Origin of the sequence: Geotalea toluenoxydans JCM 15764 (assembly GCF_001311985.1) — a bacterium.
Classification (GTDB): Bacteria; Desulfobacterota; Desulfuromonadia; order Geobacterales; family Geobacteraceae; genus Geotalea; species Geotalea toluenoxydans.
The window spans coordinates 1-26,131 of the sequence record NZ_BBCJ01000017.1 but is presented as its reverse complement, the minus strand read 5'-3'; the positions used below and the strand labels follow the sequence as shown (position 1 = coordinate 26,131).

The window sequence follows — 26,131 nt, the reverse complement described above, 5'->3', positions numbered from 1 at the left end:
GAACAGTACTTCTTTCCCATGATTGCCCAAACACCGTTCCCTGCAACATGTATCCGGAGGCGCCCATTGCGTAAAATCATAACCATCCTTTCACTGCTCTCCCTGCTGGCACTGCCGCTTCCGGCGCTGGCCAAGGGGGTAGTCCTCAATTTCAGCGACGTGGACATATCCACCATGGTAAAGTTCATCAGCGACCTGACCGGCAAGAACTTCGTCATGGACGACCGGGTGAAAGGCAAGATCTCTGTCTTTTCCCCAGCCAAGCTCTCCACGGAAGAGGCGTTCAACGTCTTCACCTCAGTGCTGGAACTGAAAGGCTTTACCGTTGTCCCGGCAGGGAAGGTGCTGAAAATCGTTCCCACCGGCGCAGCCAAGCAATCGGGAATGAAGATTCTCAGCGACAAGGATCGTGGCCCGGTCAACGAAGCTACGTGGCACGCATCATCAACCTGGAGCACATCTCCAGCCAGGAGGCGATGACCTTTCTCCAGCCGATGATCTCCAAGGACGGCTACATCTCCGCCTTCGGCCCAGGCAATATGCTGCTCCTGGTGGACTCATCCCTCAATGTACAAAAGATCCTCAACATCCTGCAACTGGTGGATACTGACCAGAAGAGAGAAGGAGCGGAACTGGTCTTCCTGAAGAATGCATCGGCTGAAAGCATCAGCTCAGTCATCAAAGAATGGCTGGGGGGCAAGGATAAGGGTGCCCGCCCCGCCGGGCAACAGGCAGCAGCACCAACCGGCACTGGTTTGGTCCTGGCCGACCCCCGGCTCAATGCCCTGATCCTGTTCGGCAGCGCCAAGGACAAGGAAGATATCAAGAAGTTCATTGCCCAGTTGGATATCGTTCCCCCGACCACCAGCAGCAAGGTGAACGTCTATTACCTTGAAAATGCCGATGCCACCGAAGTTGCCAAGGTTCTTGACGGCGTCGTCAAGGGCTCTTCTGCTGCAGCAGCACCGGGCCAGCCGGGAGCCGCCGCACCCCAGCAATCGGTCTTCGAAGGAGGCAAAATCTCCATCACCCCTGACAAGGCCACTAATTCCCTGGTCATCATGGCCTCCCCCACCGATTACCAGAACCTGCTCCAGGTGATCCAGAAGCTGGACCGGCGCAATCGCCAAGTCTTCGTCCAGGCCACAATCGCTGAAGTATCCCTGGACAAGGCACGGGAGCTGGGAGTGCAGTGGGGAATATTTGGTGGTGCAGTTACCTCTGATGGAAGTGTTGCAACGGCTGGAGTTTACGATCCAATGGGCACTTTTTCGACAATTGCAGGGGCAGTGTCGCCCATAGCATCTCTCGCCGATATCAGCGGGCTTAAATTGTCCGGAGCTGCCAATTTCCCGGCAGTGCTCAGAGCACTCCAGTCCAACGGCGCCCTAAACGTCCTTTCAACACCTAACATACTGACCTCCGATAATAAGGAAGCGGAGATTTTTGTAGGAGAGAATGTTCCATTCCGGGGAAGCATAACCTACGGCGCAAGCAATCAGATCAACCCGCAGCAGTCTATTGAACGGAAAGACACCGGTATCACCCTGAAGATCAAGCCCATGGTCAGCGAAGGGGAATATGTCAAGATGGATATCTATCAGGAGATCTCCGCGGTCAAGGATGCCACCAGCACCGGTGCTGCAGCCGACATCACCACCACCAAGCGTTCCGCCAAGACCTCGGTGGTGGTGAAGAATACTGATACGGTAGTCATAGGCGGGCTGATCCAGGACCAGGACCAGGAAACCATTTCAAAGATCCCGTTCCTGGGGGACATCCCGGTGCTCGGCTGGCTGTTCAAGACCAAGAGCCTCAAACGGACCAAGACCAACCTCCTGATTGTTCTGACCCCATACATCATCAAGGACTCGGTGGATATGGGGAAAGTGTCGGAGATGCAGAAAAACCGTTTCAGCGAGCAATTGAAATCGGACAAGCCCATCGATTTCGATAAGGAACTGAAGGTGAAGGCAAACCAATGACCCCGGCCAGCGAGACCGAAGATATTGCCAGAAGGCTGGGGCTCCCGTTCCAGCCGGAAATAGACGACAGCACCGTGGAAACGACCCTGCTCATGCGTCTGCCGCTGGCCTTCGCCCGCAACAACCTGCTCCTGCCCCTCCGGGAGGAAGACGGCACACTGATCGCCGCTGCCGGCGATCCGGCCAATCTCCTGGCCCTGGACGAGCTGCAAGGTGTTTTCTCCATGCCGGTGCAGGCTGTTGCCGTGCCGCGCCAGACCGTTATGGACGCCATCAACCGCCTCTACGGCAGGATGTCCGGTTCGGCCCAGGAAGTGGTGGAAGAACTGGAAGGGGTGGAGCTGTCGGCCATCGCCACCGAGTTCAACGAGCCCAAGGACCTGCTGGATCTCACCGACGAGGCACCGGTGATCCGCCTCCTGAACTCCATCCTCTTCCAGGCGGTTAAGGAGCGGGCCAGCGACATCCATATCGAGCCCTTCGAGCGGGAACTGGAGGTGCGCTTCAGGATCGACGGCATCCTCTATAAGATGCTGGAGCCTCCCAAGGTGGTCCAGGAAGCTCTCATTTCCCGGGTCAAGATCATGTCCGGCCTGAACATTGCCGAAAAAAGGCTTCCCCAGGATGGCCGACTCCGGGTCATCGTTGCCGGCCGCGACGTGGATATCCGCGTCTCCATCATTCCCACCTTTTTCGGCGAAAGGATAGTGCTGAGGCTTTTGGACAAACAGCGGGGGGTCATCTCCCTGACCAACATCGGCCTTTCCGAAAATAATGTCAAAACCATGGAGCGGCTCCTCTCCAGAAGCAACGGCATCATCCTGGTTACGGGACCTACCGGCAGCGGCAAGACAACCACCCTCTATGCGGCGTTGAACCGGGTCAACTCCCCTGAAAAGAACATCATTACCATCGAAGACCGGTGGAATACCAGCTGAAAGGGGTGGGACAGATCCAGGTAAATCCCAAGATCGACCTCACCTTTGCCCATGGGCTGCGCTCCATACTGCGTCAAGACCCGGATATCATCATGGTCGGCGAGATCCGCGACGTGGAAACGGCGGAAATAGCCATGCAGGCCAGCCTCACCGGCCACCTGGTACTGTCCACCCTCCATACAAACGATGCCGCCACCGCCGTTACCCGCCTCATCGATATGGCATCGAGCCGTTCATGGTTGCCTCTTCCCTGTCGGCGGTCATGGCCCAGCGTCTGGTGCGAGTCATCTGCCCCCACTGCCGCGAAGAATACGAGCCTGAGCGCGAATATGCAGGCATCACCCTGCCCCCCGTCCTCTATCGGGGCCGGGGCTGCGAAAAGTGCTTCAACCTGGGCTCCATGGGGCGGATCGGCATCTATGAATTCCTTCCCATCGATTCGGAGCTCTGCTCCATGATCATCAAGCAGGCCCCGGCCGGCGCCATCAAGGAATATGCCATTTCCAGGGGTATGAAGACCCTGCGGGAAGACGGCCTGACCAAGGCTGCTGCAGGCATCACCACCATCGAAGAGGTTCTGCGGGTAACGCAGGAGGATTATGCCGACCTTCCGCTATAGTGCCTTCAAGGCCGGTGGCAACGAAGTCGCCGGCACCATCGAGGCGGCCAATGTCAACGAGGCCAGGCAGCGTCTGAAGAAAGACGGCCTCTATGCCAGACAGATAGCCCCGGCAGATGAGGTGGCCGGCGGACGCGGACGCATGTCCTTCAGGAAAAAAGTCGGACTGCCCGAACTGTCGCTGATGACGCGGCGACTGGCAACCCTGCTCGGCTCATCGGTACCGGTCTATGAAGCCATCGCAACACTTCACGACCAGGAGCGGCCCGGGGAACTGCGCACAATGCTGGGCCGGGTGCGCGACCGCCTTGCGGAAGGAACCAGCCTGGCCAAGGCTCTTGCCGCCGAACCGCAGATATTCAGCGACAGCTATATCGGCATGGTTTCAGCCGGGGAAGCCAGCGGCGCCCTGGAAGTGGTGCTGGAGAGATTGGCCGAGTTTCTGGAAGACCAGAATGCCATACGCAGCAAAATCGTCACCTCGCTGGCTTACCCGATCCTCATGGTTGTGGTCGGCACCGGTGTCATGCTCTTCCTCCTCGCCTTTGTCGTGCCGAAGATCGTCACCGTTTTCGAGCAGAGCAAGGCCGCTCTCCCCCTGATAACCGTCATCCTCATCAAGGTTAGCAGTCTGTTGCGCCAGGGATGGTGGTTGCTGATCATCATGCCGTTGCCGCCGCATTCACACTGAAACGGGCCAAAGGCAACGAAGCGTTTCGGCGGAAAAGAGACCGGCTGATGCTCAAACTTCCCCTGGCCGGCCCCCTCTGGCAGCGCTGATTCTTTCCCGCTTCGCAAGGTGCTCGGCCTTCTGCTGGCCAGCGGCGTACCGGTTATCAAAGCCATCGAAATCACCGGCGAGGCCATCGTCAACCGGGAATACCGCCTCTTCCTTGCCGAAGCAAGCGAGGAACTGATCCAGGGGGGAAGCCTATCGGTGGCGCTGCGGAAAAGCTCGCTCTTTCCGCCGCTCATGGTACACATGATTGCCGTCGGCGAAAAAGGGGGAGAGCTGGAAGCCATGCTGATCAAGGCCGGCAATGCCTTCGAGAAGGAATTCGAGGCCTCCATCACCCGGTCAATGGCCCTGCTGGAGCCGCTGCTGATACTGGGCATGGGGCTCTGCGTCGGCACGGTGGTGCTGGCGGTGCTTTTGCCCATATTCCAGCTCAACCAGCTCATAAAGTGAGGAACGCTGAAAAGTGACCATCTGCTGCGTTGCCCTTCGTCCTGCGTCGCTGCAACGTAGCGCGGCTACGTTTCACTCCTTGGACTCGGGCGCCTTGCACCTGGCCCCTTTTGAGCGTTCCAAGGGAAATTAAAGAATGAAAAGGAGTCATACATGAATAGTATTCGAAACAACCGCGGCTTTACCCTGATCGAGATCATGGTGGTGGTCATGATCCTGGCAGCGCTGGCGGCGCTGGTGGCGCCCAAGATCATGGGACGGTCCGACGATGCCAAAATCGCCGATGCCAAGGTGCAGATCAGGAACATTGAAAGCGCCCTCAAGCTCTACAAGCTGGACAATGGTGTCTATCCATCCACCGAGCAGGGGCTGGCAGCGCTGATCACCAAGCCGGCCACCGGCCAGATTCCGAAAAATTACAAGGCGGAAGGTTATCTGGATAGCAAGAATCTACCCAAGGACCCTTGGGAGAATGATTATGTCTATCTGTCACCGGGCGAGCACAGCGATTATGATCTCTCATCCCTTGGCGCCGACGGAACACGGGGGGGCGAAGGCAAAAGTGCCGACATCAACAGCTGGGATATACGCTGAGGACCGTTCGAAGTTCGGCGTTCGAAGTTCGATGTTACAAGCACAGGCAAAACATGAAATTCTTTAGAGTCTTACAACCTCGAACCCCGAACCTCGAACCTCGAACATTGGTGGTTGAACCTCGAACCTCGAACCTCAAACCTCGAACTGGTTTTCAAGGCGGTTTCACCCTCATGGAACTGATGGTGGTCATCGCCATTCTCTCCCTGATCGCGGGGATAGTGCTGCCCAGACTGCCATCCACCGAGTCGGCTAAGCTTAGAGACTCTGCCCGCTCACTGGCCTCGGCCATAAGATTCATCGGCGATCGGGCTGCGACGACAAAAACCGGTTACCGCCTGCACCTGAATATCACCGACAGTACCACCCGGGTAAGACAGTTGTCCCCGTCAGGGGAAGAAACAGCTGCCGACGATCCTTTTCTCAGCCGGCGGCCCATAGCCGAAGGAATCACCATCGAGGATGTGACCATCCCCCAGTCGGGAAAGATCAGCGAAGGGGAGGTCATCATCGGTTTCGGCCCCGGCGGTCTGCAGGATTTCATGATCATCCATCTGAAGGACGGCAAGAATGGGCATTTTACCGTGACCGCCTACCCAAGCAGCGGTAAGGTCAAGGTGGAAAAAGGATACCAGGAGGCAGCGCAGTGAAGGGCTTCACCCTGCTGGAAATCATGATCGCCTTGGCCATCATGGCAGGAGTGATCCTCACCGTCATCACTTCCTTCAACTACCACCTGTCTGTGGTCGGCAGGGACAAAGAAGAGACGTCTGCCATGCTCCTGGCGCGGGCAAAGCTGGAAGAACCTGGATTTATGGACCTTCAGGAAAAAAAGGGAACTTTCGGCCCCGACCATCCCGAAATAGCATGGGAGGCGGAAATGATGCCGACTGAAATCCCGCTCTTGCAGAAACTGATCCTGACCGTAAGCTGGGGTGAAAAACAGTCCCTCTCCCTGGTGCAATATTATGCAAAGAAGTAAGGGCTTCACCCTGCTGGAATTGTTAGTCGCCATGGCGCTCCTGGTCATTATCTGCGGAGCCCTGTACGGCACCTACTTCTCACTGATGAATGGCCGCGAGGCTGCAGTATCGGGCATGGAAACGAGAAGAGAAATCCGCACCACCCTGGACATGCTGCGCCGGGAAATCAGCTCGACCTATTTCCGAAAGCCAAGTCAGCCCAATGTGGAAAACAAGTTCAGGTTCGTTGTTGAGGACCGTGATTTCTTCGGTAAACCGGCTTCAACCATCAGATTCACTTCAATCGTCGCGCCGAATTTCGGTACGGCACCCGTTTCCGACCTGATGGAAATTGCCTACGAACCCGTTGAAAAGGACAACCGGATTTTCCTTGTCCGCCGGGCGAAGGATTCTCATTTTGATTTCAAGCCGGATCCGTATCCGCAGATGGAGGAGCTGGAAGGCTTTCTCGTGGAATGTTTCGACGGCGGCAAGTGGGTAAGAAGCTGGGATACGACCTTGAACAATGTCCTGCCCAAATCGGTGAGGATCACCCTGCGGATCAAGGAAGGGAACAAACCGGTGGAATATACCGCCATCGCCACCCCCAGGATTGCCGGCCCGTGAAAGACCAGCGCGGCTTTGCCCTGGTCATAACGTTGCTCATTACCGCCCTGCTGGTGGCATTATCAGTCCAGTTCGTCGATGAAGTCTATGTGGACACCTCAGTCAGCCATAACTACGTTGCGGCCCAACAGGCGAGCATTCTGGCTGCGTCGGGAGTGGAAGGCGGAAACAGGCTGCTCCAGTACACACAGTCGCTGCAGACCTACTCCTCTCTCCTTGATCCATGGGCCCAGCCCCTGATTTTTGAAGAAGAGCAGGGAAAACTGGTGATCTCCATCGCCGAGGAAAGCGGCAAGCTGAATCTTAACTACCTTGTCGGGACTAACGGAACAGTTGACCAGCGCCAGTATAACATGGCGGTACGCCTCTTCAAGAAATTGGGCCTTTCCCAGGATCTGCTCGACGCCCTTGTGGACTGGCTGGATGTCAATGAAGAGCCACGCCCGGCAGGGGCTGAATCAGCCTACTACAACAGGCTGAAGCCTCCTTACCCGGCAAAAAACGGCAAACTGGACACCACGGAGGAACTGAGACTGATCAAGGGATTCGACAGCAGTGTTGTTGCCAAACTGAGACCGTTTGTTACGGTTTATGCTGACCCTGCATCAGTGGCGGCTATGATCAATATTAATACCGCCCCCAAAGAGGTTCTGACTGCATTATCGGACAACATAACCGACGACTTGGCGACGCGGATTCTCGACCGGCGCAAGACAACCCCTTTTAAAAATGCCTCCGAGCTGGCGCAAGTTGCAGGTTTTGAAACCATTGCCCAGGAGCTGATGCTGCTTATCACCGCCAAGGGAGCCGTCTATCGTATCCAGTCCGAGGCCTTCGTCAAAGAGACCAGCCGGCTGGTGGAAGCGGTGGTTCGCCCATCCGGCATGACACCCACTGTTTTATACTGGAGAGAATACTGATGAATCTGCTCATCATCCAACTGAAGAGAAATGAGCTGGTCTTTGCCAATTTCCGCAGCAAGCGGGGAGAGCTTAGTTTTATAGAAGCTGCACGGCACCCCTTAAGCCAGGAAGACTCGCTGCCAGTGCTCTTGCAGGAATTTGCCGCGAAAAAGGCCGAGGAACGAAGGGTGATCCTGGCTATTCCATCAAATCACCTGTTCATGCGGGAAATGGAGCTGCCCATTGCCGACCGGCGCAAGGTGAGGGAACTGCTGCCGCTGGAGCTGAAGGGTGAGACCGCTGTGGATACGGACCAACTGGTGTTCGATGCACTGCCCCTTACCGAGGGAAAGGTCCTGGCGGTCTGGGCCAAACACCACTGGCTGCAGGAGACAATTGCCCTTCTGGTCGAAAAGGGGCTGGAGCCGGAAATAGTTACCGCTTCACTTTTCAACTGGCAGAGCCTTATCCCGCAGAAGCCGGCACCGGCACGGTCGCCCTTACCGACGGCGAGTCGTTGGTTGTCTACCAGGATAAAAAGCCGATCTTTTTCCGGGTATTGGCAGGGGGCGAAAGTGAGACGGCAAGAACCTGGCTGCCGTGGAAATCGCCAAAGGGACTGCCGTTGAGCGAGCTTTTGCCCATGGCGGGCATTCGAGGCAGGATGCACCGGGCACTTCCCCGGCGGCTGCATCCATTTCCCCCCTGGCCATCGATGGGGAATTTGCCGAAACCTTTGCCGGAGATGCCGACGCGGCCAGGGATCTTGCCGGCGCATATGCGGTGGCCCGGGCTGTCATTGCCGGAGATGCCATAAACCTACGTAGCGGCGATCTTGCTTATACGGCCGGGACGGCAAAAACGCGGAAAAAGCTGCGCCTGTCAATGATCCTTGCAGGCTGCGTGGTTGCACTGCTTTTTGCCGAAGCCGGTCTCCGCTGGTATCTGGTGAAAAAGGACCTGGATTCACTGAACAGCTCTATCAACAAGATATATCGGGAGGTCTTTCCCACCCGCAAAAAGCTGTCGATGAGGTTGCCGAACTCCGCTCGGAGATCAAGCGGCTGAACAGCGGCAAGGCCTCCAGCAATACCCTCATTGTTCTGAAAACCCTGGCGGAAGCAAAGGGGGACGACATTTTCGGCGTCTTCGAAGCGGAGATTGACGGAAACCAGGTGCGGTTAAAGGGTGATGCAAAATCATTCCAGGCGGTAAATGATTTTAAAACCAAATCGGCATCGCTGTTGTCCGGTGCCGAGGTTAGCGAAACCAAATCGAAACCGGATGGCAGCGTCACCTTCGTTCTCCGTGGCACGCTCAAGGAGGGAACCATATGAAATACATGCACCTCCTCATGGAAACCATGCAAAGCATGGATGAAAAAACCCGCCTGCGATGGGGAATGGCCCTGGCCGCGGTCCTCATCCTGGCCGTGATCCTGTCGACCATCAACGGCAGAATTACCCGCCTGGAGAAAAAAAGAGCTGCACGGGAAGCGGATATAACAGAGATGCTCACTCTGAAGGCACGCTTCATGGAAGCGAATATCGGCGCCCAGAAGCTTTCCAACCGCCTCGCCGCCACGCGTCCCGACGATTCGCCGGCAAAGATCGTCGAGGAAATCGGTATCAAGGGCAAAAACACCCAGATCAAGCCGGTCAAGGGCGAAGACCGACCAGGTTTTGTGGAGGACGCGGCGGAGGTCAAGATGGAGGGACTTTCTGCCAATGATGCGGTGAATCTCATCTACAAACTGGAAAAAGGGGCGAAACCGGTGGTGGTGAAGAAAGCCCTCCTAAAAACCCGCTTCGACGACCCGTCCAGGCTTGACCTTACCCTGACCGTCGCGCTGATCAAAGCTTCACAGCAAGGAACTCGATGAAACGTCCTCTTATCCTGTTCGGTGCAGGCATCCCGGCTGCCATAATCTGTTTCATCGCCCTCACCATCCTGTTCGTTCCGGGGAAAGAACTGCAGGAGGTTTTTGCCCGGGCACTGGCCAGGGAAGGCTATACCCTCCATACCAGGAGCTTCGGCCTGGCCTTTCCCTTGGGCATACGGGGCAGCGGTGTGGAGATCGGTACGGAAAAGGGGGCAGTGATCCGGCTGGACAAGGCTTCAGTCAAACTGCGGGTCCTGCCGCTCTTTCTTGGCAGAATTGTCTTCGGCTACCATGGCAGCATCGGCAAAGGGGTCATTGACGGCGAGTTCAGTCCCCTGAAAAAAGGGAGCCTGAAGTTCGAGATGGCCGGCGTACGACTGGAAGACATTCCCTTTTTCCAGACGGTAACCGGCGCCCAGGTCAAGGGAGAGCTGAGAGGAAAAGGAACGATCAGGGGAAAACAGGCAGCTGCAACCGGCCAGCTGCAGCTGGCAGTGAAGGATGCTCAGCTGCAAGGAGTAAAGATAGGCGCCATGCCACTACCCGATGCCACCTATAAAACCGTGCAAGGAATGCTGAAGATCGGCGGCGGCAGGGCAAATCTTGAAAGCCTGACCTTTGATGGCGAAGGACTTTACACACGTCTCAAGGGAGACATGCCCCTGATCAATCCCATGAGCGTGGCCCCCCTGAACCTGACCCTGGAACTGATGCCCAGGCCTGAGTTCCTGGAAAAACAGAAGTTCGTCTTCCTGCTGCTTCTCAAATACCAGACATCCCCCGGACATTACCAGCTGCCGGTGCGGGGAACCCTCGGCAAGCCCTCGATCATGTAAAGAACCAATCCGCCTGCAAAGCAAGAAGCCCGGCAGGAAATCCCGCCGGGCCTTTTGCAATTCAACCATCACCGTTATTTTCTCCGGCTTCTCATACCCAAGGCTTTGAAGTTACACTGCAACCGCCATAATATTAACCGAAACCCATGCACAGTGAGTACCACTGCCAAGCCTATGGCTGCCGCAACCGCGCAACCCTTTCAACAACCGGGGGGTGCGAATAGTAAAATTTGGCATAAACCGGATGGGGGTGGAGATTGCCAAGGTTTTCCCTGTTCAGTTTGACAAGGGCCGTTGCCAAAGCAGCAGGGTTCCCTGTCAGCTCCCTGGAGAATTGATCGGCCTCCCACTCGTGGCGGCGCGAGAACCAGCTTGAGACAGCGGTGAAGGGAAACATGATGACGGAACTGATGAAGCCGAGGACCACCAGTTGCCCTGCAAAGGAGAGCTGTGTCAGGCCAAGCACCGACGGCAGCCCTCCCCATTCAAGAAGCAGGTAAGAAAGGTAAAGTGCCGCCAGGGCAGAAATTTCGGTGATCACCAGGCGCTTCCACACATGCCCTTTCTTCCAGTGTCCAACCTCGTGGGCCAGGATGGCCAGGATCTCGTGCCTGTCCATCTGCTCCAGAAGAGTATCGTAGAGAACGATCCGCTTGACCCGGCCAATGCCGGTAAAATAGGCATTGGAATGGCGGCTGCGCCGGGAGGCATCCATCTGCATGACCCGACTCACGTGAAGTCCGGCCTTTTCCATAAGATCGCGAATGTCTCCTTCCAACTCCGCGTCCTTGACCGGTTCGAACTTGTGGAAGAGGGGCTCGATGATATAGGGGGAGACATACATGAAAAAGATGGAGACGGCGGCAAAAAAAGCCCATACCCACAGCCACCACAGTTGCTGGCTCCATCGCACCAAAGCAAGGGCGCCGGAGGTCAGCATGACGAGAATCACCGTCGATAACGCCGTGGATTTGAAGAGGTCGGAAACCCACACCTGAGGAGTAGTGGTATTGAAGCCGAAGCGCTTTTCCAGGCGAAAGGTGCCGTAAAGGCTGAAGGGAAGATCGAGCACCGTTTGGATGAGGGTGAGAATAAGGAAAAAGAGCACCCCGTTCCAGATGAAAGAACTGCTGAGGGAGCAATGAATCCGTCATAGACGGTAATCAGGCCGCCAAAGAGAAAAAAGAGCAGCAGAATGTTGTCGAAAATTGATTCGACCAGACCGAGCCTGCTCTGCTCCACTGTATATGCGGAGGTTTTTGCCAGGGTGCCGGCGTCAATGGCCTCTTCAAAGCCGGGAGGGATTTCCGAGCCATGTTTCTTCAGGTGCTGCAGATTGAGAAAACGAAGAAAGTAGCCGGCAGCGGCAACGAGCAAGTAACAGATAAGCGCGGTGAGAGTCATGAAATTCCATCGTCGGCAGGAGATGTGTGCAGAAACTGCTTATTTACCCATCACCGAGGCAAACCGGCGGCTCCGCTCCTTGAAATGGGCGGTGTCAGTCTGCTGTTGCGGCATGTTGGCGGCAACATTGTCTACCCGGTCCCTGGTTGCAGGGTGGGTTTTCATGATGCCCCCCTCCGAGCCCTCGTTCCGGGAAACTAGCCTGTCCAGAAAAGCCTTCAGGGCATGGGGATCGTAACCGGTAGCGGTAAGGTAATTGAGCGATGCCTGATCAGCGGCATATTCCTGGCTGCGCCCATAACCGTTGACAACCAGGGTCTTGAAGACATCATCGATGGAGCCTTCAAACAGCCCGACCAGCTTTGCCACATCCTTGGAACCGTAGGTCTTTGCCGCTTCGCTGCCGATGGTGGTCAGCGCCTCGGTCCAGCGGGACTGGGATATGGCGCCAATGCCGTCACGGTGATTGATGTGGCCGACCTCATGGGCCAGCACTGCCGCCAGTTCATCCTCATTCTTAACAGCATCCACCATGCCGCGGGTGATGAAGATAATGCCCCCAGGACAGGCGAAGGCATTCATTTCGCTGCTGTCCAGAACGGCAAAATGGTAGCCGCCGAAGGTGAATGGCTTCTCCGAGTGAATAGCCACTGCCTGGCCGACCAGATTCACATAGTCGGTCAGCTTCCTGTTATTGACCAGCCGGTACGAGGTGAGAATTTTGGCGGCCACGGCACGCCCCACGTAATATTCTTCTTCCTCGCTGATGGGCCGGGCAGCCTTGAACGTAGAGGAAACGGAGCTGGTGATCAGGTTGATCTGGTCTGCAGAAAGATTGTCAAGCCGGCAGCCGGTCAGGAGCAGCGAGCCGGCCAGGGCCATATAAAGCAGTTTCCTGGTCATTGCTCGTTCAATCCCCCGTTTTTCAGGAACTCGCCCAAATTCTCGCTGCTCACCTTGAACCCCTCGATGGTGTCGACGGTGCGAAAATCCGCTTCGGGATGACTTCCCTTATATGATGCCTCCACCTGGGGATTGAAACCCTTCCCGGCAAGGGAGACCTCGTCTTTGGATGCAGTCCTTCCCTTGGAGCCGGCAAGGCTTCCCAACTTGAAAGACTTCTGCTCGATGGCGCTTTTGTGAACGCACCCGTTGATCCCTTTGAAGGTGGCCTTGTACCAGTCACCGCTTTTGCCGGTGATGGTCAAAAGATCATTGAGCCGGATCTTGGCCTTCACCGGTGAAAAGAAGCGGCACTGCTCCCGGATGGCGTTCTCCTTGACAATGACCCGCGCCGAATCGGCAGCCAGGGAGATGCCGCAAAGTTGCAGGAAGACGACTCCCGTTATGATGGTTTTAATGGTTTTCATTTCTCGGTCATTTTTATCACATTCCAGTCATTAGTCAATGGTGGATTTGCCTGCAGATCGGCGCACCATTTCAAATAATAGGCGGCAGGCCCGTCACCGGGATAAGTTTTGAGAAAAGAAGCAAAGAGATCGGCAGCCTCCTGCCAGTTGCCGCCGGTGAACATCCGGTACGCCTCCCCATAGGCTTCTGCAAAAGCTTTGACCTCCAGTTCCGAGCGGTCCACCGCCACCAGCAGTTCATAGATCCTGATCGGCTGAGACTTGCCTTTCACCTCGATCAGCCCCAGTTCCCTTGAAATAAAGGCATCTCCCGTGCGGCTGAACGTATCCTCGCTGACCATGATCCTGGTCTTGAAATATTTGTTGGCCGATTCCAGGCGGGAAGCAAGGTTGACCGTATCGCCGATGGCGGTGAAATCGAAGAGCCGGTCGCTTCCCAGGTTGCCGACGATGGCATCCCCGGAGTTTATGCCGATGCGGATGGCTATTTCCGTCAATCCATCTGCTATCAGCCACGATTGATCTCCACCAGGGCCTCCTGGCACTCTACTGCGGCGCGGCAGGCATTCAACTCGTCATTTTCACTGGCGATGGGTGCCCCCCAGAAGGCCATTATGCAGTCGCCGATATACTTGTCGATGACGCCATGGTTGCGGATGATGACCTCGCTGAAGGTGTTGAGGGCCGTGTGGAGTATCTTCGCTGTGGCCTCAGCCGGCAATCTCTCGGCTATGGTGGTGAAGCCGGCAATATCGGCAAAAAAGACCGAGACCCGCCGCCGCTGGCCCCCCGGCTTGATCAGGTCGGGATTCTGCAGCAGGTAATCGACCAGTGTTTCATCCATGTACTGGGCAAAAGCACGGCGGACAAAGCGCCGCTCTTTCCCTTCCGTGGCATAGCTAAAGGCAACGGAAGCAATCATGCAACTACCAGGGCTGTCGCAGAAGGAACCACCTGCAGGTAGATGCCGTTCTTGAAAAGCATGCCGGACAGGCCAAGGACAAAAGCCGCTGCTGCAGCAAAGAATGCCAGGTTGGTGCTGAATTTATGATGGGTGAGGACAAAGAGGCAAATGGCCGCCGACAGAAGGAACATGAGGACAACGGATGCGAAAGACGGCAGCTGCCTGATGTAGTGCCTGTGCAGCAGGTTGTCCATCGCCGTGGCATGGACCATGACCCCCGTTGAAACGGCGGTTATGGGAGTAGGCTTCAGATCATAGAGCCCAGCTGCAGTGAGGCCGATAAAAACCTTTTTCCCCTTGAAAAAATCCCTGGCAATAACCGGCGTCCTGCCTGCTTCGCTGTCAATGGACGACTTGAAAATATCGGCGGCGGAAATTATGGTAAAGGGTTCCGGGGCCGAATAAAAACGAAGCAGCAGCGAATCCCCCAAAAGCGGCAGCGGCTTGTTTGCGGCAGACAGCTTCCCCCCCTGCACAGTTATCTTTTTATCCTTCAGCAGGCTTGCCAGAACGAAATTGGGGATTGTTTCAGTGCGAAACCGGAAGGAGAGCGGCACCCGACGATAGGTGCCGTCGGCATCGGGTTTCATGACCACGTTTCCTGCACCGAGGGCGGCGGTTCGGATATTTTCGATATTGGTTATAGCAGACTGGTAGATAAGACGGGTGGAGAGGACATGGGGCATGGCGCTTTTCTTCATGAACGCCAGTTCTTCCGCTCCCATCTGCCGGTTGTCGTTGGTCAGAAAGATGGGAAGGAAAACATTGCCCGCCTTCTTCAGCGCCTCAGCCAGGAGGAGGTCGTCTTCTTCGCCGTAGGAGGAGGGCTCGGTAAAGATGATATCGACCAGCACCCCATCCGCCTGGGACAGGTAATCCAGGAGGGGGGCATACATCTGCCGGGGCCATGGCCAGTTGATGTTCTCGCTGCTCAGGGCATCAAGGCTCTGTTGGTCGATTTTCACAATGACAATATCACCTGGGCCCTTGGCTGGATTCAGGTTGCGTGACATCAGGTCATAGACTTTGTATTCAAAGGTGGTGAAAAGGCCGGAAAGAAACAGTGCCAGGGATAGACCAAAAGCGGCTAAGGCGAGAAGGGCCATTCTGACAAGGCGGGATCCAACGAGGTTCATATTTACCTCCTGAATGCAGTAAGGAGAAAAATTAAAAAGCCCCCTTCGTGGAGGGGGCTTTTTTCGCTATCAGGGGGTGAGAATTATTTGATGGCAGCCTCTTCCACGATGACGGCGTATTTATAGCCACCACCGAAATCCTTGTCGGCTCTCAGTGTCCCGTTGACGGTGACTATCTCGCCGACCTTAGGAACATCCTGGGAGGTCACTACCAGGTTGTTGGTCCTTTTATTGGCATCACCGCTGCGTCCTGCACATGGATCCAGTTTTTGCCCATAATTCCTGCAGAAACCTTAACCACCTTTCCCTTTACAGCTACCGCTTTATTATCCAGAGACTCCTTATTGGAATAGAGCTCCTCAACGGTATAGGCATTGGTGCCAATCGCCTTTTCCACCCTTATCTTCTCGCAGGAGACGCTACGGCGCCGGCGCTGCCGGCAGAAGCTTTTCCGGCCATCTTGCCATCGTCTGTACCGCCGACCGTTTTCTCCGGCGCATTACAGAAATAGATTCGTTCGAAAGTCCGCTCCAAGGACCTGCTCTTGAAATTCCACATCTCGTTGTTGCAATTGAAGATCAATTCCTGCCCTACTGCCACCTTCATCTGGGGCATGGCAACCCAGGTCTTTTTCTCCCCGTTGGCCAGCAGCACGTAGGTATAGCTGCCGCTGTCCATGGTTTCCTCGATCTTGCCTGAAATCTTGGGATTTGCTTCGCGATTCAGCTTCTCATCCAGTTCCTGCTCCTTCCGTGCTATTTCCTTTTCTTTTTCGGAAAGGGTAAGTGCAGCCTGGGGATTGGCGAAAGCGGCATTGCCACCGGCAAATACGGCGGCAAGGGAAATGAAAAGGAATATTTTTTTTGCATCTGGCGTCATGAAAGATCCTCACTGTTTGGACTTGATTGGTTAATTAGTCAAAAGCTTAAAAAGAATACATCTTCTGGATAAAATGTTCAAGAAATTAGCTGTGCCATTGAAGTCTCGGACCAAATTGATAATATTTAATCTTGCACGACAAGTATAGGGGGAAAGGATATGATGCCATGAATCATGCACTGATTGGATTTATGGGAGGATTACTTGCTTTTCCGCACTGTATGGGCATGTGCGGCGGGTTTATTGTCCATCTGTCACGATCCGGCGAAAAAAATGCAGCCATCGCCGTCCAGTTTGCATGGCTGGCAGGAAAAATTTTCACCTACGCCTTCGCCGGAGCTGTTGCCGGTTACGCCGGAGCCAAAGCAGCGGGTATCCTGCAGCACACCTATCTACAGAATGGCATCAGTTACTTTGCCGGAGGTATGATATTTCTGGCAGGCTTGGCGCTGCTGGGTTTATTACCCGGCAAGGGTGCCAATGGCCCAGACAGCGGACTGCTCGCAACTTTATGCCGACCGCTGCTGCGATCACCTTCCCCAGCCGGGGCACTGACACTCGGCATTATAACAGGGCTGCTCCCCTGCCCTATTGTTATCGGCTTTCTCGCCTATGCCATACAATCGGGCTCGGTGACAATCGGCATGACCACCATGGCAGCCATGGGGATGGGTACTGCGCTGCCTCTGCTGATATTGGGGGGGCAAGTCTGGCGGCAGGAGCTCGCCTGAAAAAATGGGGCGCAGCTGCCGGCGGAATCATTCTCCTTCTTCTGGGAATGGCGACGGTGCTGCGCGGCACAGAGGTTTTTCATCGACTCCTCGGCTGCCCTTCCCAGCCGGTTTTCCAGCAAGCTTCCAAAGCCGACAGCAGCAAGGGCTGCTGCTCGGAAAAATCTCATGTCAGCAACAACGGCAACTGAAATATCTCCCCAAGTATGTGCCCACTGTGGGCTGCCGATTCGTCAATCGCCGGTTCAAACCGGCGGCGCCATCTTCTGCTGCTACGCCTGTCGGCTCATTGCCGGCGTTATCGGCAGCCGGGATGAAGGTGATCATGCCTGGAACCTGCTGCGACTCGGCTTCGGCGCCCTGCTGGCCATGAACATCATGATGCTTTCCCTGCTCCTCTATTCGGGATCGGTCGAGACAGAGGTAATACCCCTCTTCCGCTGGGTCATGCTGGCATTGGCAATGCCGGCCATGGCCATTCTGCTCTACCCCCTGGTCATGGCGCCTCCAGGGAAGGCCGGGCCTCGACCTGCTCATTGTGGCAGGATCGGTTACCGCCTTTACCGTCAGCACAATCAATACCGTGCGTGCTGCCGGGCAGGTATATTTCGATACGGCAACCATGCTGCCGGTGCTGGTCACCTTCGGCAAGATCATGGAAGCGACGGCAAAAAGAAAGGCCGCCGATCTGCTCCATGCCATGGAATCCTTGCTGCCGGCATCGGCACTGAAGATTGAAACGGGAACTGCCGTGGAAGTTGCCATAGAGCAGTTGCACACCGGCGACCTGGTGCTCATCCGCCCCGGCGAGCGGATTGCCGTCGATGGTCTGATCCACGAGGGCAATTCAACCGTCGAGGAAGCCGCTTTCACCGGCGAGCCGCTACCGGTCTGCAGAGGCCCCGGAGAACGGGTGCTGGCCGGGACGGTCAACGGCCAGGGAAGCCTGCTGGTGAAAACCGAACAGGCAGGTAAAGAGGTTCTGCTCCAGCGGATCGTTACCATGATCCAAGGGGCCTGGCAGAATCCTTCCCCGGCAGAGCGCATTGCCGAACGGGCAGCAGGCATGTTCATTGTCTTAGTAGGGCTGGTGGCCCTTGCTTCCCTCATTCTCTGGACTTTGGCCGACAACCCGCTGCAGGGCTTTCTGAGTGCTCTCTCCGTTCTCGTGGTCGCCTGTCCGTGCACCATGGGAATCGCCACCCCCCTGGCAACATCCCTGGCCATTGCCAGAGCCGCAACAGCGGGTATTGTCGTCCGAGGCGGCGAAACCATGGAACAGCTTGGCAGGACCGATCTCATCTTTTTCGACAAGACCGGAACCCTGACCACCAATCAGCCGGTTCTCAGGGAGATAATCGTCTTTGATCCCCAGCTGACCGAAGATCGGCTGCTGGCGTTACTTGCCACCCTTGAGTCTGCCAGCAAACACCCTTTAGCCAGAACCATATCAGCTGAAGCTGCAAGAAGAGGCCTGGAGCTGGGGTCACCGGCCGGCATCAATATATATCCGGGGCAGGGAATCGATGGTCTGGTAAAATTGAATGGTGAAAGCAGGATGATAACCGCAGGAGCATCGGCATCATTCCGGCAGACTGTCGATTCGGCAGGCGGAGAGGGTCTTATGGCAATGGATGTGGCTTGGGACGGACATATCCGGGGTCGCCTTGTTTTTGAGGACGGCATACGTAGCGACGCCGTTGCGACGGTGCAGAAACTGGATACCCTGGGAATCCCATCGGTTATACTTTCGGGGGATCGCCTGCAGGTAGCCTCAGCCATAGCCGCACAGGCGGGGATAAGGACCATCGAGGCGCCGCGAAATCCGGTTGAAAAGCTGGCCGTAGTGGAACAAGCCCTTGACGCAGGAAGGAAGGTCGCCGTGGTCGGGGATGGGGTCAACGACGCCGCACCCCTTGCCGCCGCCCAGGTGGGAATAGCTCTCGGCAGCGGCCTGGATCTGGCACGCCAGGCGGGCAATGTGGTTATTCTATCGGACCGCCTCACGCAGATCCCCTGGCTGATCGGACTCAGCAGGCAAACAAGGAGGATTATCGGCCAGAATTTCGCCTGGAGCTTCGGCTACAATGCAATCGCCTTGGGGGCGGCCGCGGCCGGTCTGCTGCATCCGCTTTTGGCGGCAATCGCCATGGTCGTTTCCAGCCTGACGGTGCTTGCCAACTCCTTGCGCATCAGCAGTTTTCCAGGGGAGGAAATGTAACATGCCCGAAAACGGAGTTTTTGTCGTCGGCTCAGGACCAAACGGATTGGCTGCAGCCATTGTCATGGCCCAGGCAGGTTTGCCGGTCACCATTGGGGAAGCGGCATCAAGCGTCGGCGGCGGCACCCGCAGCGCCGAGCTCACCCTGCCCGGCTTTGTCCATGATGTCTGTGCAGCCATACATCCCCTGGCCGCCTTTTCTCCCTTCTTCAATTCGCTCCCCCTTGCCGATCATGGCCTGAAATGGATCTATCCACCGGCTGCCCTGGCACATCCACTGGATGACGGGACAGCTGCCGTCCTGGAAAGAGAGATATTTCAAACGGTGGACAGCCTGGATTTCCCCGACCGGCGCCCGTACCTGGAGTTGATGACGCCGCTCAGGGAACATTGGCAGGAAATCTCCCCCCAGGTGCTGGCACCACTCACCTTCCCCACCCACCCCCTCCTCATGGCCCGCTTCGGCATCCATGGGTTGAGATCGGCAGTCGGCCTCGCCCACAGCACTTTTCAAGGACCGCTGGCCCGAGCCCTTTTCGCGGGCATGGCTGCCCACTCCTTTCTCCCCCTGGACAAGCCGGGTTCTGCAGCATTTGGCCTGGTCCTGGGCACCCTCGGCCATGTTAACGGCTGGCCGGTGGCTGCAGGAGGAACAGGAAAAATCAGCCAGGCATTGGCCGGGCACTTCCTTTCACTGGGGGGAGAGATTGTAACCGGAAGAAGGATAGGCACTGTGATGAACTGCCCGCCGATGCCACGGTTTTTCTCGATGTCTCACCCCGGCAGGTGCTGCAGCTGGCACGGCAACGTTTTGACAGCGATTACCGGAAGCAGCTGGAAAAATACCGGTTCGGACCCGGCATTTTCAAAGTGGACTGGGCTCTGAACGGGCCGATACCGTGGCGGGCAGAGGAATGCCGGCGAGCTGCCACCCTGCATCTGGGTGGAACCATGGAGGAGATCGCAGCTGCAGAGAAAGAGGTCCACCTGGGCCGGCATCCGGAAAAGCCGTTTGTACTGGTGGCCCAGCAGAGCCTTTTCGATCCCGAGCGTGCCCCGGCGGGCAAGCAGGTGGGGTGGGCATACTGCCATGTGCCCAATGCTCAAGAGTCGACATGACGGAAAGGATTGAAAATCAGATCGAGCGGTTCGCCCCCGGCTTCAAGGACCTGATCATCGGGCGGCGAACCAGGGATACGGCAGCAATGCAGGCCTACAACGAAAACTTCGTCGGCGGGGATATCAACGGCGGCATGCAGAACCTGCGTCAGATGGTTGTCCGTCCTGTCGCCGGGCCTCACCCATACGCCACCCCTGACAAAAACATCTTCATCTGTTCCGCCTCCACCCCTCCCGGCGGCGGAGTTCACGGCCTGTGCGGTTACCTGGCGGCCAAGCTGGCCCTGGAGAGAATGAAGTAGGTGAGATCCGGTTTCCCGGAAATATGCGGCTACAACAGCCTGCCGATGGTTCAGGAAGGAGTCAACCTGGTAACGGCAAAGAAAAACGGGAAGAGGGTATCATAAGTGATCGAGGGGCTCAATCCATGATTGCAGATGCTTCAACGGGAATCCCGCCGTCAGCTGACAGCATAGGCAGCGGAGCCGATGGCAACCAGAACACCGGCATCGTTATGGAGTTCCATGCGAACCGAGGCGATCTTTCCCCCCAGGCGCATTACGGTAGCGGTGGCGCTAAAACGCTTCCCCACCCCCGGATTCAGGTAGTCCACACGTAAATCGATGGTACCGCAGCGGGTGAACCGTTGGGCGAGCTGTTCGACCGTTTCGTCGGCATGTTTTTCCGCCACCGCCAGGGTAACAGCGAGACCACCCACGGTATCAAGGGCCGTGGCGATAGCACCGCCGTGGAGCCGGCTGTGCATATAACTCCCCACCAGTTCCTGGCGCATCCCAAAGGAGATCTTCGGCTGCCGCGGATCGAGGGTCTCGACCTTGATGCCCATGAGGCGGTTGAAGGGAAAACATTCCTCGAAAACCTCCCGGAGCCTGACCTCAAGGCGGGCCTGCTCCTCGGGGGGGCGACGGGTGCGTGGTGCTGTATTTGACATTACTATCTCACTGATTATGTTCATGGATTCGGTGGTGTTATGTCACCGGTATGGCTGTCATGGAAAGATTAACTCCGGCATCAGCCGAAGACGTTGTGACGGGCGAGGCTGAAAAGCACCAGCAGGCTGCATGTTATACCTCAATGGCAAATTCCGCACCATCACCGGTGTTTCGCGCAGTCAGTCTGCCATGCATGCCTCTTTCAATGATGTTCTTGGCCAGGAACAGGCCTATGCCGGTTCCATGGGGTCCCTTGGTGGTGAAATAGGGGTCGAATACCTTCTCCAGTATATCTGCGGGAATCCCTCCTGCATTGTCGCAGATAGTTATTACCGATTTGGCCTTTCTCAGGCAGGTAGTAATAAGAACCCGCCGGTTATGGTGGCTGCACCTTTCGAATGCATCCCTGGCATTCATCAATATATTGAGGAGAACCTGGGAGTATTCGTTCTGATAGCCATAGATGATCGGATCGTCCACGCACTCCAGATCGATTGTGATCTGGTTGTGGTTGAAGCTGCCGGTTATGAGAGCTATGACATTGGCAACAACGACACTGGCCTTGAAGCTCAACTTTTCCTTGTCCGGCTTGAAAAAATTCCTGAAATCGTCAATGGTCTGCGACATGTGCTGTATGAGCTTCATTGAGACGTCCACTGACTGGTCGAGGACTTCCTTGCTTAATTTTCCATGGTCGTGATAAAGGCTCAGTCGCTGAATGTTCAGGCCCAGTGAATTGAGCGGCTGACGCCACTGGTGGGCAATGTTGCTTATCATCTCTCCCATGGCAGCAAGACGGCTTTGCTGCAATAGCATGTGTTCCTTTTCATGCAGGTCTTTCAGAACCTTTACCAGTTCGGCCGTCCGTTCCATAACGCGCTGTTCCAGCTCTTCATGGGCCTGCCGCAACTCCTTTTCGGTCCCACCCGGCACTGCCTTTTCCGGATTTTCCTGAATTCCACTTTTCATCCGCTTTTCCTTGCCTAAATGCTGTTTCGACACAGCTCGAACGACAGGCATGATGCCGAAGACACAACTATGCGGAAAAATAGCAGAATCAGGCAGGAAAAGTAAGCAAATATTAAACCCTGAAATTTACCTCCCCAACGACCGCACATAAGTCACCAGGTACCAGCGATGCCTGGGGGGCACTACCCCTTCCAGCACCGGTTCATGACCGATGCCCAGCAGCATGTTTCGCAGGAGATCGCCATCACCGTATCGGGTGACCCGCTTCGAGCGCAGGTCGGCCGGCACCGGCATGTAGCTCTCACCGACCGGCCCGTTGCCGGCGCCTTCGTTTCCATGGCAGAAGATACAGTAGTAATGATAATAAACGCGTCCCCGCTGCCGGTTTTCCGCCGTATCCGGCAGTGGATTTCTCACCGCCGGAGCAGCTTCCATGGAAGGCAGCTGCTCCGGCAGGGTAACCGGCACCACCCCATCCACCGGCGGCGGCTGGACCCACTGGTAGGCGCGCAGGTGCTGCTGGATCTGCATGCGAGGGCCATTGTACAGCACCAGGCCGAAGAGGCCTGCCACGATTAGGGTTGCAAAAATGACCAGGGCTGCCGCTATCTTTTTCATCGGTTCGGGCTCCGCTCTCTCAGCTGCTGGTTAGGCGGCTTTGGCGGGTTCTCCGGCTGTGCCTCCGGCAGTTTCGGGAGCTGTCGAGGCAATTTCCCATCACGGGGGGGCGGCTCTTCGGTGGAATAAATGGATTCCGCCGGCGTATCGGGCAGCTGGCCGAAATCCCATTGCCTTGGACCATCAAGGACAAAGCGATAGGCAAGGAGGCCGTAGGCGATGATGACCAGGCTCAAAAGGGTGATTATCACCCATTCCCATGGCTGGGGAGTTCCCGCTGCTCGTCGTATTTTTTCTTTTCCGCCATGGCAGCCTCACCAGTTGGGGAGCTGGGTCATGGCCAGCACCGTGTGCCCGATGCCATAAATAAACGTGCCGAAAATGATAAGCACCAGGGGCCAGGGCATGAAGCTCAAGACCCACTGGAAGAAACTCAGCGGCCCCTGAATCCGGATCTCCCTGTCCCGCCGGGCCTCCTCTTCCCGGGGACGCCACATGGCCAGATAAGTGAGGCAGACAAGGATCATCAGGGCGGCTCCCGCAAGGAGAGTCACCATAATCCACTGGTTCTGCTGCACATAAAGGTTGAAGGTCATCATTGTGCTTTCCCCTTGTGTCGTTTCTATTTCTCCTTAGTGGGTATGCCGCTTTCCAGCGGCAGGTAGCGGGCCCGGTCCTGGTCTGAGAATTGCCTCGACCGGACCGCCCAGACAAGCGCCAAGGTGATGGCCGTAATCATCACCGCCAGAAAGCCGAGCCACATGGCAAGAAAGGCATTGAATCCCAGGCTGCACATGATCACTCTCCCGTTTTGCTCGGCGGACGGTATTGATTGCGCCACAACTCTTCAAAGGAGGCATCGATCCCCCGCGGCCCGATGTTGGCATCCGTATAGCCGAGAAAGCTCACCCCCAGGTAATTGGCCAGGTCCCAGATCTTTTCCGACTCCAGGTGCTTCTTGAAGTAGGGCATGGCGGTGCCGGTGATGCCGTTCATGATCTGGTAGTAGAAGATGCCGCCGATGTAGCGGTTGGCCTCCAAGTGCCTCCTCAATGTCGTAAAATCCAGCGGCGGCGGGTAGAGGTGGGAGGCGGCAGGCCCCTTACCGTCGCCGATGGGGCCATGGCAGTTGATGCAGAACTCCTGGTAGATCCGTTTACCCCGCAACAGGGACGCCGGCGAAGCTGGGTAGGGTTGGGCATCGGTCGCCAGACGGCGGGAATCTGGCCGTGCAGCCACTTGATGTTAGCATCGGCGCCAGATTCATAAGCGGCAACTGCCTGCTGCTTCCACTGCTGCTGGCGGGCAACCCGCACGTCGGCCATCTTCCACCCCAGTGCCTGAACGTAGGCCGTCAGTTTGCGGATCTTCTCCTCGCCAAGAAACTCCCATGACGGCATCAAAGAGATGGGGCTGGTGTAACGGGGATTGATGAAGTGGGCCTTGTGCCAATCATCGGAATGTTCCCCCCCCTCTTGTGAAAGATCGGGGCCGGTGCGCTCACTGCCGAGGATGGCCGGCTCCTGGGCCACGTAGTCGCCGCTCTCGGCAATCCGTTCAGCGCCAATGTCCCAGTCGTTGATGCGGATAAAGAGAGAATGGCAGTAACTGCAGCCATTCTGCACATAGAGGCGGTGCCCTTCCCGCTCTGCCGAAGTCATCGGCCGCCAGATCTCTGAAGGCTTATCGCTCATGGTCATGACCGGCAGGCCGACGATGACGAAGGTGGAGGCCCAGAAGACCATCAGCGCCCCAACGATGAGCAAGGCCGGGGTCATCTTCATGCCGCTTCCTCCGCCCGCTGCAGCTCACCGACTGAAAGCTCCCGACCGGCTCGAATGCTCATCACCACGTTGTAAAAGCCGACGCTGGCGCCGGTCAGGATGAACACACCCAGTGCGGCCCGTGAGATGAAGTATGGGGCCAATTGGGGCAGCACCCGATAGACGGTCTCGCCGTTGTTCCAGGCGTTGCCCTGGATCAGGCCGGCGATGGTGAGGACGATGAAAAAGCCGGTCAGGCCGAAGGTGATGAGGCCGAACTGGAGGTTTACCAGCCTGTTCGAGTAGATACAGCGGCCCGTCACCAGTGGCAGGATGTGGTACATGGCGCCGAGGGCGATATAGCCGCCGAAGCCGAGCATGGCAATATGGGCATGGCCGACGGTCCAGTTATTGAAGTGGGTGACCCGCTGCAGATAGGGAAGCGACTGCACCGGCCCCTGGATGCAGGTGATGAGATACCAGGCGATACCCGCCATGACCAGCCGGGCTGCAGGGTCTCCCCAGATGAGCCTTCCCCGCTGGCGGGCGGTCAGCCACAGATTGAGAACCACTATGGAGACCGGCACCACCATGGCCACCGAATCGACAATCGAGACCGCCTTCAGCCAGTTAGGAATGGGGGACTGCAGCACATGATGACCGCCGATATGGCTATAGAGGGCGATGAGCAGCCAGAAGCCCAGCAGGGAGAGGGTGTGGGAATTGAGCGGCGTCCTGGCCATGCGCGGGATGACGAAATAGGCTGCTCCGGTGGCAAGGGGCGTGATGAGGAGCCCCGGCAGATTGTGCCCCCAGAACCAGAGAAAAAGTGAATCGATCAACCCCGGCATGGCGCCTGTAGCCGGACGCCACATGACGTTGCCCAGGGGATAATTGCCGGCCGTCCAGAGAAAGGTGGCCATGAAATACCAGACCGAAACATAGAGCTGCTCTTCGGTGCGGTTGGCGATGGTCATCACCACATTGCAGATGAGAAGCAGCACCGCCACCATCAGGATCAGGTCGGCGCTCCAGATATATTCGTTGTACTCCCGCCCCTGGGTGTGGCCGAAGGAAAAGCCAATCGGGCCACTCAGGATGGTGATGTTCCAGAGGAAGAAGCTGGCCCAGGCCAGCCGCTCCGACCACAGCCTGGTGCGCAAAAGAGCAGGGGTGTAATAGAGGCCGCAGCCGATGAGCATGGTGCCGACAAAACCATAGAGCATGGTGTTCACATGCACCGGCCGCTCACGGCCAAAAACCAGCCAGGAAACGTTGGGGAAGAACTCAGGCGAGACCAGGTGTATGGCCGACACCATGCCGTATAGCGCCCCCACCACGAACCAGAAGGCGCCGGCAACCATAAATGCCAGAGAAGCGCTCTGGGGTTTGTCGAAGAATTTTTGCATAATAAAACCTTTGTATTTTCTCTCCCCCTCCCTTTGCCCTCTCTCTATCTCTCTCCCAAGG

The 26,131-nt window shown here is 56.6% G+C and carries 33 protein-coding genes and 4 pseudogenes; 18 read left to right on the top strand and 19 right to left on the bottom strand.

Annotated elements, in window-relative coordinates; translation table 11 throughout:
• The first annotated feature begins 18 nt into the window (after window positions 1-18).
• From gspD to gspN, 13 genes and pseudogenes are all read left to right on the top strand, one after another.
• Window positions 19-1,985: pseudogene (gspD, locus tag JCM15764_RS12215) on the top strand (type II secretion system secretin GspD).
• Window positions 1,982-3,542: pseudogene (gene gspE / locus JCM15764_RS28345) on the top strand (type II secretion system ATPase GspE). The pseudogenes gspD and gspE overlap by 4 nt, the downstream one beginning before the upstream one ends.
• Window positions 3,523-4,731: pseudogene (gene gspF, locus JCM15764_RS30625) on the top strand (type II secretion system inner membrane protein GspF). The pseudogenes gspE and gspF overlap by 20 nt, the downstream one beginning before the upstream one ends.
• Before the next feature lie 153 nt (window positions 4,732-4,884).
• Window positions 4,885-5,325 carry a type II secretion system major pseudopilin GspG gene (gene gspG / locus JCM15764_RS12200; protein WP_054696053.1) on the top strand — a complete coding sequence of 147 codons (441 nt, stop codon included), beginning with the start codon at window positions 4,885-4,887 and terminating at the stop codon, window positions 5,323-5,325.
• A gap of 110 nt (window positions 5,326-5,435) precedes the next feature.
• Complete coding sequence (locus tag JCM15764_RS12195; protein WP_279384424.1) at window positions 5,436-5,975, top strand: pilus assembly FimT family protein; 540 nt, start codon at window positions 5,436-5,438, stop codon at window positions 5,973-5,975.
• On the top strand, window positions 5,972-6,307 hold the full coding sequence (locus JCM15764_RS12190; protein ID WP_054696047.1) for a prepilin-type N-terminal cleavage/methylation domain-containing protein: 336 nt from the start codon (window positions 5,972-5,974) through the stop codon (window positions 6,305-6,307). The genes JCM15764_RS12195 and JCM15764_RS12190 overlap by 4 nt, the downstream gene beginning before the upstream one ends.
• Window positions 6,294-6,914 (top strand): GspJ family type II secretion system protein, encoded by a 621-nt coding sequence (locus tag JCM15764_RS12185; protein WP_054696044.1) that lies wholly within the window; start codon window positions 6,294-6,296, stop codon window positions 6,912-6,914. Before JCM15764_RS12190 ends, JCM15764_RS12185 begins: the two co-directional genes overlap by 14 nt.
• On the top strand, window positions 6,911-7,834 hold the full coding sequence (gene gspK / locus JCM15764_RS12180) for a type II secretion system minor pseudopilin GspK (RefSeq protein WP_054696041.1): 924 nt from the start codon (window positions 6,911-6,913) through the stop codon (window positions 7,832-7,834). Before JCM15764_RS12185 ends, gspK begins: the two co-directional genes overlap by 4 nt.
• Window positions 7,834-8,445 (top strand): type II secretion system protein GspL, encoded by a 612-nt coding sequence (locus JCM15764_RS23370; RefSeq protein ID WP_243688876.1) that lies wholly within the window; start codon window positions 7,834-7,836, stop codon window positions 8,443-8,445. Before gspK ends, JCM15764_RS23370 begins: the two co-directional genes overlap by 1 nt.
• On the top strand, window positions 8,417-8,884 hold the full coding sequence (locus JCM15764_RS23365; protein ID WP_243688875.1) for a type II secretion system protein L: 468 nt from the start codon (window positions 8,417-8,419) through the stop codon (window positions 8,882-8,884). Before JCM15764_RS23370 ends, JCM15764_RS23365 begins: the two co-directional genes overlap by 29 nt.
• A 107-nt stretch (window positions 8,885-8,991) precedes the next feature.
• Entirely contained in the window at window positions 8,992-9,153 is a 162-nt protein-coding gene (locus tag JCM15764_RS23360; RefSeq protein ID WP_243688874.1) for a PilN family protein, read from the top strand.
• Window positions 9,150-9,698, top strand: coding sequence for a hypothetical protein (locus JCM15764_RS12170; RefSeq protein ID WP_054696038.1), 549 nt, complete (start codon window positions 9,150-9,152; stop codon window positions 9,696-9,698). The genes JCM15764_RS23360 and JCM15764_RS12170 overlap by 4 nt, the downstream gene beginning before the upstream one ends.
• Entirely contained in the window at window positions 9,695-10,534 is an 840-nt protein-coding gene (gene gspN / locus JCM15764_RS12165; protein WP_054696035.1) for a type II secretion system protein GspN, read from the top strand. Before JCM15764_RS12170 ends, gspN begins: the two co-directional genes overlap by 4 nt.
• 172 nt (window positions 10,535-10,706) lie before the next feature.
• Here the strand turns inward: gspN and JCM15764_RS12160 are convergent, their stop codons facing one another.
• The 10 genes and pseudogenes from JCM15764_RS12160 to JCM15764_RS12125 form a co-directional block, all read right to left on the bottom strand.
• Window positions 10,707-11,642: a M48 family metallopeptidase gene (locus JCM15764_RS12160; protein ID WP_279384423.1), complete on the bottom strand. Its 936-nt coding sequence runs from the start codon at window positions 11,640-11,642 to the stop codon at window positions 10,707-10,709.
• An 86-nt stretch (window positions 11,643-11,728) separates the two neighbouring features.
• Window positions 11,729-11,938, bottom strand: a pseudogene (locus JCM15764_RS29830) (M48 family metallopeptidase); the annotation flags it as partial.
• A 39-nt stretch (window positions 11,939-11,977) separates the two neighbouring features.
• A complete protein-coding gene (locus tag JCM15764_RS12155) occupies window positions 11,978-12,841 on the bottom strand; it encodes a M48 family metalloprotease (RefSeq protein ID WP_054696033.1) in 864 nt (287 codons plus the stop codon).
• The gene (locus JCM15764_RS12150) at window positions 12,838-13,308 is read right to left on the bottom strand and encodes a hypothetical protein (RefSeq protein ID WP_054696030.1); all 471 of its coding nucleotides are present in this window, start codon (window positions 13,306-13,308) and stop codon (window positions 12,838-12,840) included. The genes JCM15764_RS12155 and JCM15764_RS12150 overlap by 4 nt, the downstream gene beginning before the upstream one ends.
• Window positions 13,305-13,805 (bottom strand): adenylate/guanylate cyclase domain-containing protein, encoded by a 501-nt coding sequence (locus tag JCM15764_RS26755; protein ID WP_054696027.1) that lies wholly within the window; start codon window positions 13,803-13,805, stop codon window positions 13,305-13,307. The genes JCM15764_RS12150 and JCM15764_RS26755 overlap by 4 nt, the downstream gene beginning before the upstream one ends.
• A gap of 11 nt (window positions 13,806-13,816) precedes the next feature.
• Entirely contained in the window at window positions 13,817-14,230 is a 414-nt protein-coding gene (locus JCM15764_RS26750) for an adenylate/guanylate cyclase domain-containing protein (protein ID WP_054696025.1), read from the bottom strand.
• Window positions 14,227-15,408 (bottom strand): CHASE2 domain-containing protein, encoded by a 1,182-nt coding sequence (locus JCM15764_RS12135; protein ID WP_054696022.1) that lies wholly within the window; start codon window positions 15,406-15,408, stop codon window positions 14,227-14,229. The genes JCM15764_RS26750 and JCM15764_RS12135 overlap by 4 nt, the downstream gene beginning before the upstream one ends.
• Before the next feature lie 83 nt (window positions 15,409-15,491).
• Window positions 15,492-15,617, bottom strand: coding sequence for a hypothetical protein (locus JCM15764_RS26745; RefSeq protein WP_279384422.1), 126 nt, complete (start codon window positions 15,615-15,617; stop codon window positions 15,492-15,494).
• Window positions 15,617-15,805, bottom strand: coding sequence for a hypothetical protein (locus JCM15764_RS12130; protein WP_054696018.1), 189 nt, complete (start codon window positions 15,803-15,805; stop codon window positions 15,617-15,619). The genes JCM15764_RS26745 and JCM15764_RS12130 overlap by 1 nt, the downstream gene beginning before the upstream one ends.
• Window positions 15,806-15,807: 2 nt before the next feature.
• Window positions 15,808-16,287 carry a hypothetical protein gene (locus JCM15764_RS12125; protein WP_054696015.1) on the bottom strand — a complete coding sequence of 160 codons (480 nt, stop codon included), beginning with the start codon at window positions 16,285-16,287 and terminating at the stop codon, window positions 15,808-15,810.
• A gap of 167 nt (window positions 16,288-16,454) precedes the next feature.
• On the opposite strand from JCM15764_RS12125, the gene JCM15764_RS12120 reads away from it, so the two are divergent.
• The 5 genes from JCM15764_RS12120 (at window position 16,455) to JCM15764_RS29815 (ending at window position 20,660) form a co-directional block, all read left to right on the top strand.
• Window positions 16,455-17,018 carry a sulfite exporter TauE/SafE family protein gene (locus tag JCM15764_RS12120; protein ID WP_054696011.1) on the top strand — a complete coding sequence of 188 codons (564 nt, stop codon included), beginning with the start codon at window positions 16,455-16,457 and terminating at the stop codon, window positions 17,016-17,018.
• 538 nt (window positions 17,019-17,556) lie between these two features.
• Complete coding sequence (locus JCM15764_RS12115; RefSeq protein WP_054696008.1) at window positions 17,557-19,239, top strand: heavy metal translocating P-type ATPase; 1,683 nt, start codon at window positions 17,557-17,559, stop codon at window positions 19,237-19,239.
• A gap of 1 nt (window position 19,240) precedes the next feature.
• A complete protein-coding gene (locus tag JCM15764_RS29825; RefSeq protein WP_243688873.1) occupies window positions 19,241-20,125 on the top strand; it encodes a phytoene desaturase family protein in 885 nt (294 codons plus the stop codon).
• Window positions 20,110-20,358, top strand: a complete 249-nt coding sequence (locus JCM15764_RS29820) for a hypothetical protein (RefSeq protein WP_243688872.1) — start codon at window positions 20,110-20,112, stop codon at window positions 20,356-20,358. The genes JCM15764_RS29825 and JCM15764_RS29820 overlap by 16 nt, the downstream gene beginning before the upstream one ends.
• Complete coding sequence (locus tag JCM15764_RS29815) at window positions 20,355-20,660, top strand: phytoene desaturase family protein (RefSeq protein ID WP_243688871.1); 306 nt, start codon at window positions 20,355-20,357, stop codon at window positions 20,658-20,660. The genes JCM15764_RS29820 and JCM15764_RS29815 overlap by 4 nt, the downstream gene beginning before the upstream one ends.
• Before the next feature lie 158 nt (window positions 20,661-20,818).
• On the opposite strand, the gene JCM15764_RS12105 is transcribed toward JCM15764_RS29815, so the two are convergent.
• The 9 genes from JCM15764_RS12105 to JCM15764_RS12075 form a co-directional block, all read right to left on the bottom strand.
• Window positions 20,819-21,310: a thioesterase family protein gene (locus JCM15764_RS12105; protein WP_054696203.1), complete on the bottom strand. Its 492-nt coding sequence runs from the start codon at window positions 21,308-21,310 to the stop codon at window positions 20,819-20,821.
• A gap of 133 nt (window positions 21,311-21,443) precedes the next feature.
• Window positions 21,444-22,280: a sensor histidine kinase gene (locus JCM15764_RS12100; protein WP_054696005.1), complete on the bottom strand. Its 837-nt coding sequence runs from the start codon at window positions 22,278-22,280 to the stop codon at window positions 21,444-21,446.
• Between the two features lie 126 nt (window positions 22,281-22,406).
• Complete coding sequence (locus tag JCM15764_RS12095; RefSeq protein ID WP_054696002.1) at window positions 22,407-22,898, bottom strand: c-type cytochrome; 492 nt, start codon at window positions 22,896-22,898, stop codon at window positions 22,407-22,409.
• Window positions 22,895-23,149: a hypothetical protein gene (locus JCM15764_RS12090; protein WP_243688870.1), complete on the bottom strand. Its 255-nt coding sequence runs from the start codon at window positions 23,147-23,149 to the stop codon at window positions 22,895-22,897. The genes JCM15764_RS12095 and JCM15764_RS12090 overlap by 4 nt, the downstream gene beginning before the upstream one ends.
• A gap of 63 nt (window positions 23,150-23,212) precedes the next feature.
• The gene (locus JCM15764_RS12085) at window positions 23,213-23,497 is read right to left on the bottom strand and encodes a hypothetical protein (protein ID WP_054695999.1); all 285 of its coding nucleotides are present in this window, start codon (window positions 23,495-23,497) and stop codon (window positions 23,213-23,215) included.
• A 23-nt stretch (window positions 23,498-23,520) separates the two neighbouring features.
• Window positions 23,521-23,694 (bottom strand): hypothetical protein, encoded by a 174-nt coding sequence (locus JCM15764_RS23335; protein WP_243688869.1) that lies wholly within the window; start codon window positions 23,692-23,694, stop codon window positions 23,521-23,523.
• A 2-nt stretch (window positions 23,695-23,696) separates the two neighbouring features.
• The gene (locus tag JCM15764_RS23330) at window positions 23,697-24,065 is read right to left on the bottom strand and encodes a c-type cytochrome (RefSeq protein WP_243688868.1); all 369 of its coding nucleotides are present in this window, start codon (window positions 24,063-24,065) and stop codon (window positions 23,697-23,699) included.
• Window positions 23,948-24,682 carry a cbb3-type cytochrome c oxidase subunit II gene (locus JCM15764_RS12080; protein WP_243688867.1) on the bottom strand — a complete coding sequence of 245 codons (735 nt, stop codon included), beginning with the start codon at window positions 24,680-24,682 and terminating at the stop codon, window positions 23,948-23,950. Before JCM15764_RS12080 ends, JCM15764_RS23330 begins: the two co-directional genes overlap by 118 nt.
• Window positions 24,679-26,131, bottom strand: a 1,453-nt coding sequence (locus tag JCM15764_RS12075) for a cbb3-type cytochrome c oxidase subunit I (protein ID WP_243688866.1), incomplete at its 5' end; no start/stop codon positions are given. The genes JCM15764_RS12075 and JCM15764_RS12080, both read right to left, overlap by 4 nt.

What these genes read in the sequence shown, in the direction of transcription:
- JCM15764_RS29825 (WP_243688873.1), top strand. Translation starts at nt 19,241, where the DNA reads ATGCCCGAAAACGGAGTTTTTGTCGTCGGCTCAGGACCAAACGGATTG.
- JCM15764_RS23370 (WP_243688876.1), top strand. Translation starts at nt 7,834, where the DNA reads ATGAATCTGCTCATCATCCAACTGAAGAGAAATGAGCTGGTCTTTGCC.
- JCM15764_RS23335 (WP_243688869.1), bottom strand. Translation starts at nt 23,694, where the DNA reads ATGTGCAGCCTGGGATTCAATGCCTTTCTTGCCATGTGGCTCGGCTTT.
- JCM15764_RS12185 (WP_054696044.1), top strand. Translation starts at nt 6,294, where the DNA reads ATGCAAAGAAGTAAGGGCTTCACCCTGCTGGAATTGTTAGTCGCCATG.
- gspN (WP_054696035.1), top strand. Translation starts at nt 9,695, where the DNA reads ATGAAACGTCCTCTTATCCTGTTCGGTGCAGGCATCCCGGCTGCCATA.
- JCM15764_RS12085 (WP_054695999.1), bottom strand. Translation starts at nt 23,497, where the DNA reads ATGATGACCTTCAACCTTTATGTGCAGCAGAACCAGTGGATTATGGTG.
- JCM15764_RS12095 (WP_054696002.1), bottom strand. Translation starts at nt 22,898, where the DNA reads ATGAAAAAGATAGCGGCAGCCCTGGTCATTTTTGCAACCCTAATCGTG.
- JCM15764_RS12155 (WP_054696033.1), bottom strand. Translation starts at nt 12,841, where the DNA reads ATGACCAGGAAACTGCTTTATATGGCCCTGGCCGGCTCGCTGCTCCTG.
- JCM15764_RS12080 (WP_243688867.1), bottom strand. Translation starts at nt 24,682, where the DNA reads ATGAAGATGACCCCGGCCTTGCTCATCGTTGGGGCGCTGATGGTCTTC.
- JCM15764_RS12135 (WP_054696022.1), bottom strand. Translation starts at nt 15,408, where the DNA reads ATGAACCTCGTTGGATCCCGCCTTGTCAGAATGGCCCTTCTCGCCTTA.
- JCM15764_RS12150 (WP_054696030.1), bottom strand. Translation starts at nt 13,308, where the DNA reads ATGAAAACCATTAAAACCATCATAACGGGAGTCGTCTTCCTGCAACTT.
- gspG (WP_054696053.1), top strand. Translation starts at nt 4,885, where the DNA reads ATGAATAGTATTCGAAACAACCGCGGCTTTACCCTGATCGAGATCATG.
- JCM15764_RS12105 (WP_054696203.1), bottom strand. Translation starts at nt 21,310, where the DNA reads ATGTCAAATACAGCACCACGCACCCGTCGCCCCCCCGAGGAGCAGGCC.
- JCM15764_RS12170 (WP_054696038.1), top strand. Translation starts at nt 9,150, where the DNA reads ATGAAATACATGCACCTCCTCATGGAAACCATGCAAAGCATGGATGAA.
- JCM15764_RS12100 (WP_054696005.1), bottom strand. Translation starts at nt 22,280, where the DNA reads ATGAAAAGTGGAATTCAGGAAAATCCGGAAAAGGCAGTGCCGGGTGGG.
- JCM15764_RS12125 (WP_054696015.1), bottom strand. Translation starts at nt 16,287, where the DNA reads ATGACGCCAGATGCAAAAAAAATATTCCTTTTCATTTCCCTTGCCGCC.
- JCM15764_RS29815 (WP_243688871.1), top strand. Translation starts at nt 20,355, where the DNA reads ATGACGGAAAGGATTGAAAATCAGATCGAGCGGTTCGCCCCCGGCTTC.
- JCM15764_RS12120 (WP_054696011.1), top strand. Translation starts at nt 16,455, where the DNA reads ATGAATCATGCACTGATTGGATTTATGGGAGGATTACTTGCTTTTCCG.
- JCM15764_RS26750 (WP_054696025.1), bottom strand. Translation starts at nt 14,230, where the DNA reads ATGATTGCTTCCGTTGCCTTTAGCTATGCCACGGAAGGGAAAGAGCGG.